Annotated in this window: 15 protein-coding genes; 14 read left to right on the plus strand and 1 reads right to left on the minus strand. The window is 53.9% G+C overall.

All coding sequences use genetic code 11. The annotated features are described in order from the left end of the window. Positions 1 to 16 precede the first annotated feature (16 nt). The 3 genes from IEN85_RS15965 to trmB are packed head-to-tail and all read left to right on the plus strand — an operon-like array spanning position 17 to position 2,683. Positions 17 to 706, plus strand: a complete 690-nt coding sequence (locus tag IEN85_RS15965) for a response regulator (RefSeq protein ID WP_191618102.1) — start codon at positions 17 to 19, stop codon at positions 704 to 706. 6 nt (positions 707 to 712) lie between these two features. Then, entirely contained in the window at positions 713 to 2,044 is a 1,332-nt protein-coding gene (locus IEN85_RS15970) for a sensor histidine kinase (RefSeq protein ID WP_191618103.1), read from the plus strand. A gap of 48 nt (positions 2,045 to 2,092) precedes the next feature. Continuing rightward, entirely contained in the window at positions 2,093 to 2,683 is a 591-nt protein-coding gene (gene trmB, locus IEN85_RS15975; RefSeq protein WP_191618104.1) for a tRNA (guanosine(46)-N7)-methyltransferase TrmB, read from the plus strand. Positions 2,684 to 2,758: 75 nt separating this feature from the next. On the opposite strand, the gene IEN85_RS15980 is transcribed toward trmB, so the two are convergent. Continuing rightward, positions 2,759 to 2,956, minus strand: coding sequence for a hypothetical protein (locus tag IEN85_RS15980; protein WP_191618105.1), 198 nt, complete (start codon positions 2,954 to 2,956; stop codon positions 2,759 to 2,761). A gap of 172 nt (positions 2,957 to 3,128) precedes the next feature. Between IEN85_RS15980 and IEN85_RS15985 the strand changes: the two genes are divergently transcribed. From IEN85_RS15985 to IEN85_RS16035, 11 genes are all read left to right on the plus strand, one after another. After that, complete coding sequence (locus IEN85_RS15985) at positions 3,129 to 3,974, plus strand: F0F1 ATP synthase subunit A (protein ID WP_191618106.1); 846 nt, start codon at positions 3,129 to 3,131, stop codon at positions 3,972 to 3,974. 78 nt (positions 3,975 to 4,052) lie between these two features. Beyond that, positions 4,053 to 4,259, plus strand: coding sequence for an ATPase (locus IEN85_RS15990; protein WP_191618107.1), 207 nt, complete (start codon positions 4,053 to 4,055; stop codon positions 4,257 to 4,259). Positions 4,260 to 4,346: 87 nt separating this feature from the next. After that, positions 4,347 to 4,895 (plus strand): F0F1 ATP synthase subunit B, encoded by a 549-nt coding sequence (atpF, locus tag IEN85_RS15995; RefSeq protein ID WP_191618108.1) that lies wholly within the window; start codon positions 4,347 to 4,349, stop codon positions 4,893 to 4,895. A gap of 24 nt (positions 4,896 to 4,919) precedes the next feature. Beyond that, a complete protein-coding gene (locus tag IEN85_RS16000; protein ID WP_191618109.1) occupies positions 4,920 to 5,315 on the plus strand; it encodes a F0F1 ATP synthase subunit delta in 396 nt (131 codons plus the stop codon). Between the two features lie 47 nt (positions 5,316 to 5,362). After that, a complete protein-coding gene (atpA, locus tag IEN85_RS16005; RefSeq protein ID WP_191618110.1) occupies positions 5,363 to 6,895 on the plus strand; it encodes a F0F1 ATP synthase subunit alpha in 1,533 nt (510 codons plus the stop codon). A 39-nt stretch (positions 6,896 to 6,934) separates the two neighbouring features. Further along, positions 6,935 to 7,813 (plus strand): ATP synthase F1 subunit gamma, encoded by an 879-nt coding sequence (atpG, locus tag IEN85_RS16010; protein WP_191618111.1) that lies wholly within the window; start codon positions 6,935 to 6,937, stop codon positions 7,811 to 7,813. Between the two features lie 39 nt (positions 7,814 to 7,852). Then, positions 7,853 to 9,271: a F0F1 ATP synthase subunit beta gene (atpD, locus tag IEN85_RS16015; protein ID WP_191618112.1), complete on the plus strand. Its 1,419-nt coding sequence runs from the start codon at positions 7,853 to 7,855 to the stop codon at positions 9,269 to 9,271. Between the two features lie 21 nt (positions 9,272 to 9,292). Next, positions 9,293 to 9,697: an ATP synthase F1 subunit epsilon gene (gene atpC, locus IEN85_RS16020; protein WP_191618113.1), complete on the plus strand. Its 405-nt coding sequence runs from the start codon at positions 9,293 to 9,295 to the stop codon at positions 9,695 to 9,697. 299 nt (positions 9,698 to 9,996) lie between these two features. Further along, entirely contained in the window at positions 9,997 to 10,503 is a 507-nt protein-coding gene (locus IEN85_RS16025; protein WP_191618114.1) for a hypothetical protein, read from the plus strand. A gap of 23 nt (positions 10,504 to 10,526) precedes the next feature. Continuing rightward, on the plus strand, positions 10,527 to 11,228 hold the full coding sequence (locus tag IEN85_RS16030) for a PspA/IM30 family protein (RefSeq protein WP_191618115.1): 702 nt from the start codon (positions 10,527 to 10,529) through the stop codon (positions 11,226 to 11,228). Further along, positions 11,221 to 11,895, plus strand: coding sequence for an OB-fold-containig protein (locus IEN85_RS16035; RefSeq protein WP_191618116.1), 675 nt, complete (start codon positions 11,221 to 11,223; stop codon positions 11,893 to 11,895). The genes IEN85_RS16030 and IEN85_RS16035 overlap by 8 nt, the downstream gene beginning before the upstream one ends. The last annotated feature ends 3 nt before the right edge of the window (positions 11,896 to 11,898 follow it).

Raw genomic sequence — 11,898 nt, forward strand, 5'->3', positions numbered from 1 at the left:
TACGCTTATGGTAGCTATGGATGACTCGAAGAGAATTTTGGTGGTAGACGACGAAGTCGACGTGACTGAGTTGTTGAGCTACCATTTGCGGCAACGCGGCTATGAAGTCCGAACCCTTAATGACTCTCGCTTGGCGTTGGAGACGGCACGGCAATTCCGGCCGGAACTGGTCGTTCTGGATATAATGATGCCGGATTTCAGCGGCTTGCAGGTCTGCAGGCTGATGCGTGCCGATTCGTCGTTGAAGGAGATTCCGATCATTTTTCTCAGCGCCAAGACGGAAGAGGGGGATCGTATTGACGGTTTCGAGAGCGGGGCGGACGACTATGTCTGCAAGCCTTTCAGTCCGAAGGAGCTGATGCTCAGGGTGGCTGCCGTGTTGAAGCGGAGAGGGGAGACCGAGGAAGCCAAGATCCTGGAGGTGAATGGAATTCGCATGGACGTGGAACATCACCGCGTCGAAGTGGAGTCCGAAGGCGTCGAGTTGACCGCTACCGAGTTTCGTTTGCTCAAACTGCTCTTAGAAGAGCGGGGCAAGGTGCAGACGCGGGAAACGCTGCTCCACAAGGTGTGGAACTACGAGAACGATATCGAAACCCGCACCGTAGATACCCATATGCGTCGATTGCGTGAAAAGCTCGGCAATGAAGCCTCTTGGCTTGAGACCGTGCGTGGGGTGGGCTACCGCTTAGTTGAGAGCCGGTAGTTCCCTATGACCATATTTTTTGCCTGCGTTGCCTTGGGTGTCGCTATCTTCTTCGCTAACAAGTACTTCAAGCAGAAGGTGGCGATTCGATTGCTCGCTGAATCGCTCACGAGCCGCACCACGATTTTGACTCACTCGAGCGATTTTCGTGGGGTGAATGAAAACTGGGGCTTGCTTCTCGACGAGTTGAATCGACTCATCGAGGACAACAACAGCCTTAGTCGTAAAAGCAGCGGCCAGCTTAACCAGATCGAGACCACTCTTGGCAGTTTGCAGGAAGGAGTGCTGATCATTGATAGGGATAATTATATCCTGTTGGTTAACAACGCTTTGAAAAAAATGTTCCCTTCCATGAGCGAAGGGGTGGGGCAGCGAATCGAGAGCGGAATGGGCAGCTCTGATTTCCTGGATTTCGTTTGGGACGTCAAGAAGGGCAGGGGGCCGGCAAAGAGGGAGATCGCCTTCCGCAACGGTCAATCGGAGATTTGGCTGGACGTCACCGCTGCCCGCCTTTCCGAAGCTTTGGAAGGCAATGGCCCGTGGTACCTTTTCGTATTGCACGATACCACGCGGCAGAAGGTTCTGGCTCAGGCCCGCAAGAATTTCGTGGCGAACGCTTCCCACGAGTTGAAGACTCCCGTCGCGGTCATCAAGGGCTATTCCGAAACCTTGGTCACGGATCACGAGACCATGCCGCTTCAGGATCGGGAGCAGTTTATTTCGACGATTCATCGTCACTCAGAACGCTTGGCCCTGTTGATCAACGACTTGCTGAGTCTGTCCCGGCTCGAGAGCGACTCGCCGAGCTTCGATTGGTCGGAATCGGACGTGTTGTCTTGGATTCGGGAAATAGCGATCGACTATGGGTCGAATCCCAAGAAATCGGGTTTGAAGGTTCAGACTGCCTTTCCGGACGACATGCGGGCGCGAGTTCGCTACGATGTGCTCAAACTTCGCCAGGTTTTCGATAATCTCGTGGAAAACGCCTGCAAGTACTCGCCGGAGGGCGGATCCGTTTGGATCGGGGCCAGAATCCGCGGTGGCGAGGTGCTCCTTTGGGTGGAGGACGAAGGAGCTGGAGTGCCGAAGGAAGACCTGAACAAGATCTTCGAGCGTTTTTACCGGGTGGACAAGGGACGCTCTCGCGAAACGGGCGGAACAGGGCTCGGATTGAGCATCGTCAAGCACATCATCGAGTGGCACGAAGGCCAAGTTTGGGCTGAGTTGGCGGACAAGGGCGGGTTGCGAGTGGTATTTAGTCTACCGCTTTTGCCGGATTCGGTGGAGAAGGGTAGCCCAGGAGCCGTTTCGATTGAGACGGAAACTGAGCGAGCCTAGGAAATACGGGTTGAAAGCTTTCCGGTTTCAGCGCTTAAACCCGCTGCCATGAACACCGGTTACGAACAGCACCTCGAATGGGTAAAGAAGCGACGCGCTGAGTTGCGGCAGAAGCTGGCGAAGCTGTTTCCGGAGCCTGCGGATCTCAGCCTGGAAATTGGCTGTGGCCACGGGCATTGGATGGCTGACTTCGCTGCAGCTTTTCCGGAGAAGCAATGCCTCGGTGTCGACTTGATCGGCGATCGTATCGAGCGGGCTGAGAAGAAGGTGGCTCGCGCGGGGACGAGCAACGCTCGCTTTTTGAGAGGCGAAGCCTTCGAGGTTCTCGACCTCATGCCGGATCACGTGCGATTGAACGAAGTGTTTATCCTTTTCCCTGATCCTTGGCCGAAGAAGCGTCACTGGAAGAATCGGCTCTTCAGCCAGAAATTCCTATCCGAGTTGGCGAAGCGTTGCCGCCCAGGAGTGCGGTGCTATTTTCGAACGGACCATGATCCGTATTTCGAGTGGGCAGAGGAAGTCGTTGCTGAACAGGATCTTTGGAGCAGAGAACACGAATTCGTTTGGCCCTTCGAGCGGGAAACGGTCTTCCAGAACAGGGCTGAGAGTTACCAGTCGCTGGTTGTTGTTAAACTATAGGCTTTCGCCTTTAACAACGCTTTCTCGGCTAAAGGGCGCAACACTATTATATAGTCCAACAACTTCCGCAGCGCACTAACCGTAGACAGCGATGGCTACGAGTTGCAGCCCGATAGCCAGTACTGCGAGGAGGGTGCAAAGCAAATAGAAGGGGTCGAAGGCTTTGGGCCGACCGCGTTTGGCGGGACGCTTTTTCGCCGACTTGTGGGGCGACCGCTTTTTCTCGATTTCCTTCAATCCGCTCAGGGCGCTGGTGAGATTGTCCTTTGCCATTTGTACCCTAAATTTCAGATCGTATCAGCGAAGCCAAGAACTTACGCTCAGTATTAGATTTCTTACTGGGTATGAAATGGATTGCTTACAATCTGCCCTAATAGACCCAAAAAGTCTTTCCAGAGTTGACGGCTCCCCGAGCGTCGTCCAACTAATCCTCCTTCTTTCACCTATGGCGGGCAAAAAGACACTTCTCCTCTCATCACTAGCGCTACTTCTTCCGGTAGCTGATGCATCTGCTGCAGTTAGCCCCGCAGCGAATGAACTTTTCAACGTATTCGGGCTGCCGGTCACCAACTCGATGGTGACAAGCTGGGTGATCTCGATCCTGCTCATCATCGGAATTCGCATGATGGTAGGGCGCCCGAAGATGGTCCCTTCGAAAGGCCAAGCCCTCGTCGAATCGCTTCTCTGCTTCGTCCGCGACACGACCTCTCCCATCGTCGGCAAGAAGGCGTTCCGCATGACCTTGCCGGTCATCCTCGGTCTCTTTTTCTACATCCTAATCCAGAACTGGAGCGGATTGCTTCCTGGAGTCGGAAGCGTAGGGATGGGGTACGCCGGCGAGGACGGTCACTTTCACGTGACTGAGCCATGGATCCGCCCAGCCAACGCTGACTGGAACGGCACTATCGCTCTGGCGGCGGTTACCATGATTGCTTGGCTGTTCATCGTTCTGAAGTCCGACGGTCCAGCTGTTCTCATCAAAGACCTTTTCGGCAACAAGGCCGACAAGAAGGAAGTGGGTAAGACCATGTGGATGGCGCTTTGGCCAATCTTCCTGATCGTCGGCGTGATCGAAGTGGTCTCCATCTTGATTCGTCCTTTGACACTCTCCGTTCGCTTGTTCGGCAACATCTACGGTGGCGAAAGCTTGCTCCACCAAACGGGCTTCATTTTCCCATTCTACTTTCTCGAGCTCATCGTTGGCTTCGTCCAGCCGCTGGTATTCATCCTGTTGTTCAGCGTGTACGTTGGTCTCATCTGCAACCACGGTGACGGAGAAGAGCACCACTAGAGATAACAATCTGTTGTCGGGACCATGTGCAAAAAATGTGGGCGGCAATATAATAGCTAACAAAAAAACATACGTATAATGAACATCCTCGCGGAACTCACAGGTAACATTGGTGCAGGTATCGGCGCTCTCGGAGCGGCGATTGGCGTAGGCCTCATCGGTCTCAAGGCTGCTGAAGCAGTTGGTCGCAACCCAGGCGCTTCTGGTAAGATCCTCGTACAAGCGATCCTCGGTATGGCTCTCGCTGAAGGTCTCGGCATTCTCGCCATCTTCTTCATCCAGTAGTTCACTACTTGATACTTTTGGCACCACCTGCGAAACAGCGGTGGTGCCATAATACTTTCTCGAACACTCTCGTATCTCCTTACGAACATGATTGACCTCATCCAAGTCCTCGCGGCGGCAGACCCACAAGCAGCTGATTCGGCGAACCTCGTCGAAACCTTTGGTATCCACGGTAGCCACATCATCATGCAAGCGATCAGCTTCACGATCCTCGCTGGAGTGCTCTGGAAGTTCGCGTTCAAGCCAGTGATGGCGACAATGGAAGAACGCGAAGCGAAGATCGACTCCGGTCTCCGGTACGCAGAAGAGATGAAGGTTAAGCTTGCCGAAGCCGAAGCTGAAAAGAAGAAGATCCTTCAGGAAGCGTCAGCCGAAGCGAAGTCTATCGTTACCGAAGCTCGTCAGACCGCTGAAGCTCGTATCGAAAAGTCTGCTCAAGACGCGATCAAGGCTGCGGAAGACATCACTAAGAAGGCTGAGCTGCAGATCGAAAACGACCGCAAGCAGATGCTCGCCGAAGCTCGCAGCGAAATCTCCCGTCTCGTCGTAGCTACCGCTGGCAAGGTTCTCTCCAAGGAACTCACAGCAGAAGAAAAGGCCCGCTACTCCGAGAGCGCGTCCTCAACACTCGTTTAATCCGCGAGCTGTACTTAAGTTTCAATGACACGCGACAAGCAAATCATCAATTACGCGAAGGGCTTGCTAAAGGTCTCTCTGGAAGACGGCCAGTTTTCCGAAGAGCGTGCCGCAGCGGTTTTACAGTCCCTGGAAAAGAATCCACCGCGTAACTACGCTTCGGTCCTCAAGGAGTACTTGAAGCTCGTGCAGCGCGAAGTCGCGAACAGCACTGCCGCTGTAGAGCACGCCGGCGACCTCAGCCCAGCCGCCACCGAGGCGATCAAGGCTAAGTTCACCGCTCACTACGGTCGCGCCATTTCCGTAACCACTAGGCAAAACGACTCCCTTATCGCGGGCATTCGCGTGCGAGTCGGCTGCGACGTTTACGACTCCTCGGTTGCCGGAGCTCTCAAAGAGCTAGAGGCGACGCTCTCCTAAATCACCCTCCTTTCAGAATACGCATCCTTTCAAAACGCTAGAACACTATGAGTTCCGTCATCGAGCAAATCGAACAACAGATCGCTAACCTTCAGGCCAAGACGGTCCAGAGCAACACAGGCAAGATCGTCACCATCGCGGACGGCGTTGCCAAGATCGACGGCCTTTCCCAGGCCATGTACAACGAAATGATCGAGTTCCCAGGCGGGTCGATCGGCATCGCCCTGAACCTCGAAGAAGATTCCGTTGGTGTTGTTATCCTCGGTGAATCCACTCACCTCAAGGCAGGTGACGAAGCTAAGTGCACGGGCCAGCTTCTCTCCGTTCCTGTTGGCAAGGGCCTCCTCGGCCGCGTTGTTAACGCTCTCGGCCAGCCAGTAGACGGCAAGGGTCCAATCGAAAGCACCGAGAAGTACCCAGTTGAAAAGATCGCTCCTGGTATCATCGAGCGAAAGTCCGTCGACCAGCCGCTCGCGACTGGCATCATGGCGATCGACTCCATGATTCCAATCGGCCGTGGTCAGCGCGAGCTCATCATCGGTGACCGCGGTACCGGCAAGACCACCATCGCGATCGACACCATCATCAACCAAGCGAAGATCAACGACGTTGGCCTCGCTTCCGGTGATCCAAATTTCCGCCCTGTATACTCTATTTACGTAGCGGTTGGTCAGAAGAACTCCAACATCGCACGTACGCTCGGCGTTCTCGAAGCAGCAGACGCTCTCAAGTACACCATCCTCGTCGTCGCTGGAGCGGCGGACGCCGCGGCAGACCAGTACCTCGCTCCTTACTCGGGTGTTGCGATGGCCGAATGGTTCATGTCCAACGGCATGGACGCGCTCATCGTTTACGATGACCTTTCCAAGCACGCTGCGGCTTACCGCCAAATGTCCCTCGTACTCAAGCGTCCATCCGGTCGTGAAGCGTACCCAGGTGACGTATTCTACCTCCACTCCCGCTTGCTCGAGCGTTCCGCACGCGTTAACGAGGACAACGGTAACGGTTCCATCACGGCGCTTCCTATCATCGAAACGCTCGCAGGTGACCTTTCTGCCTACATCCCAACCAACGTGATCTCCATCACCGATGGTCAGATCTTCCTCGAAACCGACCTCTTCAACCAAGGCATCCGCCCAGCGGTATCGGTGGGTCTCTCAGTATCCCGTGTTGGTTCTGCGGCGCAGATCAAGGCGACCAAGCAGGTTGCCGGCAAGATCAAGCTCGAGCTCGCCCAGTTCCGCGAACTCGCGGCCTTCGCCCAGTTTGGCTCCGACCTCGATGCCAAGACGAAGGCTCAGCTCGACCGCGGCGCTCGTATCGTTGAGCTCTTCAAGCAACCCGCTTTCAACCCGCTCCCAATCGAAGAGCAGGTGGCCGTTCTCTGGGGTATCCAGAATAACTACTACGACGACATCGACGTTTCCAAGATCGTTGCCGCTGCCGGTTCCATCCGTGAATTCTTCACCACTCGCAAGGAGTCTCTCCTCGTGAGCATCCGTGAAAAGGCGAAGATCGACGACGCGTTGCAAGCCGAGCTCAAGAAGGCTTACGACGAGTGGAAGCCAAGCTTCGCTTAATCTCGTTCGCTTATAAATCCTCGCGAACCTCTTCCATAGATGCCTAGCACTAAAGAAATCCGAGGCCGAATAAAGTCGGTCAAGAACACTCGCCAGATTACTAAGGCGATGGAGCTTGTCGCGGCTTCGAAGATGAAGAAGGCGCAGCAAAACGCGTCTTCGGGCCAGCCTTACGCAGCGTTGCTCGCGGAAGTTTTGGCGAACGTCTCCGGTCGTATCGACGGAATCGAGCATCCCTTTTTCGAGGAACGCGAAGTTAAGAAACGCGGCATCCTCGTTGTATCCACAGACCGAGGACTTTGCGGACCGCTTAACAGCAACGTTTTCCGTGAACTCATGAAGGTGAAGAACGACGCGAAGTTCGTCACCATTGGTCGCAAGGCAGTTCAGTTCGTTAGCCGTAACAAGCTCGACCTGCTCGCTGAGTTTTCCGTACCCGACGAAGTGCCTTACCTTCAGGTAAAGCAGATCGTCGAGTTCATGATCGAGAAGTACGAAGCTGGGGAGATCGACACCGTCGAAATCCTTTATCCCCGTTTTGTGAATACGTTGGTTCAGGAGGCTTCCTTCGGAAAGCTGCTCCCGATCAGCAACCTCGACGACATGATCAACGGACTTCGCGGGAAAGACGCAAAGCCGTATCAAGAAAGCTTGGACGACCGCATGATGAAGTTCGAGCCGGATCCCAAGGCCATCCTCTCCTCCTTGCTTCCGCTCTTCGTCAACCGCGAGGCGCATCAAGCCATTCTCTCCGCGCGCGCTTCCGAGCACAGCGCCCGAATGGTTGCGATGAAGACAGCGAAGGACAACGCGAGCAACTTGCTCGACTCCCTCACGCTTCAGTACAACAAGGCCCGTCAGGCCGCCATCACACAAGAAATCCTCGAAATTGCCGCGGCAACAGCGTCCAACGGCTAACCCTACTTTTAGAACAAAACTTCCATCACCGAAAAGGCTATGAGCAACACCGGAAAGATCCTCCAAGTCATTGGACCCGTTGTAGACGTAAAGTTTGCACCCGAAACGATCCCGCCAATCTATCAGGCGCTTACAATTCAGTTCGAAGCCGCTGGCCAAAAAATCGATCTGACTCTCGAAGTTCAGCAGCACCTTGGTGAAGGCGTTGTGCGTGCGGTTGCGATGTCTTCCACGGAAGGCCTCAAGCGCGGCATGGAAATCACCGACTCCGGCGCTCCAATCTCTGTACCAGTAGGTGAGGGTGTTCTCGGCCGTATCTTCAACGTAACCGGCGATCCCGTGGATAACCGCGGCGAAGTTAAGTTCGACAAGAAGTACCCGATCCACCGTCCAGCTCCACCGCTGACCGAGCAGGACACCAAGGCCTCTATCCTTGAGACAGGCATCAAGGTCATCGATCTCATCTGCCCGTTCATCAAGGGGGGTAAGGTTGGCGCTTTTGGTGGTGCGGGTGTTGGTAAAACCGTTGTGATCATGGAGCTCATCAACAACATCGCGAAGACTCACGGTGGTTACTCCGTATTCGCAGGTGTAGGTGAGCGTTCTCGTGAGGGTAATGACCTTTACCACGAAATGTCAGATTCCGGCGTTATCGACCAGGAGAACATCGAGAACTCCAAGGTTGCTCTCGTGTACGGTCAGATGAACGAACCACCTGGCGCACGTATGCGTGTTGCGCTTTCCGCTCTTTCGATGGCTGAGTACTTCCGCGACGAAAAGAACCAGGACGTACTGCTCTTCGTAGACAACGTATTCCGTTTCTCCCAAGCAGGTTCTGAGGTATCCGCGCTTCTTGGACGTTCTCCATCGGCGGTTGGTTACCAGCCAACCCTCTCTTCTGAAATGGGTGCTCTCCAGGAGCGTATCACTTCTACCACCAAGGGATCCGTTACTTCCTTCCAGGCGGTTTACGTTCCTGCGGACGACTTGACTGACCCTGCTCCAGCGAACACCTTCGCTCACCTCGACTCCACTATCGTACTCGAGCGTTCGATCGCTGACTTGGGTATCTACCCAGCGGTTGACCCACTCGCTTCCGTATCCAAGGCGCTCGAACCAGCTGTGGTTGGCCAAGAGCACTACGATGTGGCCCGCGGCGTACAGCGCGTACTTCAGCGCTACAAGGACCTGCAGGACATCATCGCGATTCTCGGTCTCGACGAGCTTTCTCCAGAAGACAAGCAAACCGTATTCCGCGCTCGTAAGATCCAGAAGTTCCTCTCCCAGCCATTCAACGTGGCGGAAGTCTTCACTGGATTCCCAGGCAAGATCGTTCCTGTTGCGGACACCATCAGCGGCTTCAAGAAGATCCTCGATGGCGAGCTCGACCACATCGCCGAAAACGACTTCTACATGAAGGGCGGACTCGAAGAAGTTCTCGAAGCCTCCAAGGCCTAAGCCCGAGCAACCCGGTAGGAAATGTCACTCCAACTAGAAATAGTAACGCCGCACGGCAAGGTTTACGACGAGGAGATCGATTCCGTCGTGATGCCTACCACTTCGGGTGAAGTCGGCATCATGCCGGGTCACATTCCGCTCCTCACCGAAATCCAAGCCGGTGAGATCGCGGTCAGCAAGTCTGGTACGGTAGACCACCTCGCGGTGAGCAAGGGCTTTGCCCAGTGCATTGGCGACAAGGTTTCCATCCTGGCGGAAAATGCCATCAGCGAATCCGACATCGACGAAAGCGAAGTCGAAGCCGCTATGGCCCGCGCTCAGGAAGCCCTCAAGAATGCCAAGGAAATGAGCGCGGAGGAGTTGGCTCAGCTCGAGACCACCATCCAGTACGCGAACATCCAGCAGCTGCTTAAGAAAAAGAAGTAGTCGCCCAAAGCATCTTACTTTACGAAAACACCCATCTCGAATGAGTTGGGTGTTTTTTTGTCTTCCTTGGGCAAGAGGGCGAAGAGCTTTGCTTACTTCCCGTATCCAGGCATTCGAGGAACCCCACAAAGTGGATTACAGGTTTACTGGTAGGTAGTTCCTGAAGTGTGACTTGACTGTTCTCAATTGTAGAATAATTATACGTAACCTCGGATTCTTATTCCGGGTATCCTCTCTTGTTAGTGGGTTCGCGAATCGCGTGAACCGTCGATTTTGCCTTAGCCCAGACCCCAAACCCAGTGAACGACAACAAAGCGACTGTTCCGATCAGCGGACGCGTTTCTGAAGACGACTACAACTTCTTGATGGAGTACCCAGTCGAAGGAAAAGTAACCGCGAGCGAAAAGTTGCGTTACGTGATGTCGTTCTTTCGAAGCTACCATGAAAGCTTGAACGATTACTCCGACTGTTTGGCGGAGTTGAACCGGTTGCTCGAGCCTTCCCGCAAAGACATCAAAAAGGCTGAGTTGGAGGCAGAGGTGTCTTCAGAATTGTTAGACCGACTGTTACAAGTTTTACCTGAGATGCTTGCTCTGTGCATTACTGCGAATGTACCCAAAAAGTCTGACAAGAAGCTACCAGCTCTGCTCGCCTTGGAAGAACGCCAACTGAAGTTGGCGATGGGGCTTATCGAAAGCGTTCTCCGAATGGGGCTTACACAAAAGTCTCCCACTTATAACCCAACTGTCCTCAGGGACAAGATGAAGACGATCAGCGAATTGGTTGAGCTGAGCCGTCAGACATAACAACAGCCTTAACCCGCATAATTATGAATGATAGCATCTCCACACGTATTGGACGAATCATTACTGGAACCGCATATTCTATAGTCTCCAAAATTGAGGGCCTTGCTCCAGAGGCGGTACTAGAGCAGGCGATTTCTGAAGTAGATCAAGTCTTGGATGAAGTGCGAGCAGCTCTAGGAGGAATCACGGCTCAAAAGCATCACGTATCCAAAACGATGGCACGCCTTAATCATGAACATGCCGAGTTAGAAGACCAAGTCGTTGTGGCATACACGCAGGGGCGGAAGGACTTAGTAGAATCTGCTTTAGCCCGTCAAACTGATATCGAGGATCAGCTCCCTGCCTTGGAAGCTCAGCTCGGACGCTTGTCTCGCCAAGAGGCTGACCACAATCAAGCATTGACCGGTTTGATTGCCAAGCGAAACGAAATGGAAGATGAACTTCAGGAGTTCATTCGTAGCCGCAAGCAGGAGGTTGTTGTCACGGATTCCGATGTTGAAGATTTCGCGAGTCCAGATTCAGCGCTTTGGAAAGCGGAAAAGGCGGAAAGCGCGTTTTCCCGCGTGATGCAGCGTACTACTGGAATAAATCGTAGCTCGCTCACTACGAACAGCCGGGAGAGCGCCAAGCTGGTCGAGTTGGCGAACTTGAGCCGCAACGCCAAGATCGAAGCCAAACTGAAGGCTTTGGAAGAGAGGATAGAAAGGGAATCCGCCCATGATTGAAAACCTACTTGCTCCAGAAAACGGAGTGTTTCTGGTTTCCCTTTGCTTGTTCCTCCTGATCTTCGTGATTCAGGCGGTCAGCGTGGTCGTCGGTATGGAGCCTTTCGGTTTCCTGGACAGCTTGTTGCCGGACGTCGACATCGATCTGGATTCTGATCTTAACCTAGCGGATACGACGCCTGGCTTCATCGACAGCGTAATGTCCATGCTGAAGCTGGGCCGCGTACCTTTTGTATTCACTTTTATACTTTTTCTTTTCCTGTTCTCGGTCGTTGGCCTCTATGGTCAGATGGCTTTGTTCGAGCTGAGTGGATCTCGCTTACACTGGTTCCTAGCTTCGGGAGGAGCCTTTGTAGTTACGCTTCCACTACTACGATTTGGAAACGGGATTCTCGAAAAAGTACTCCCCAAGGATGAAACGGCTGCCATTTCGGCGAGCACCTTCATTGGCAGGATGGCTACCATCGTAATCGGTTCCGCCACGCATGAGCGGGCAGCTGAGGCGAAGGTGGTCGGACCTGACGGGAAAACGCATTACGTCAACGTTGTCGCAGACAACGAGGGCAAAGTCTTCACGCAAGGTGACCACCTGCTCATCGTAGGCCGCCGGACGGAGGGCATCTTTACAGTTATCGAAAACAAAAACCCACTCTTGGAAGAACAATAAAAA

The sequence above is a fragment of the Pelagicoccus enzymogenes genome (genome assembly GCF_014803405.1).
Taxonomy (GTDB): Bacteria; Verrucomicrobiota; Verrucomicrobiia; order Opitutales; family Opitutaceae; genus Pelagicoccus; species Pelagicoccus enzymogenes.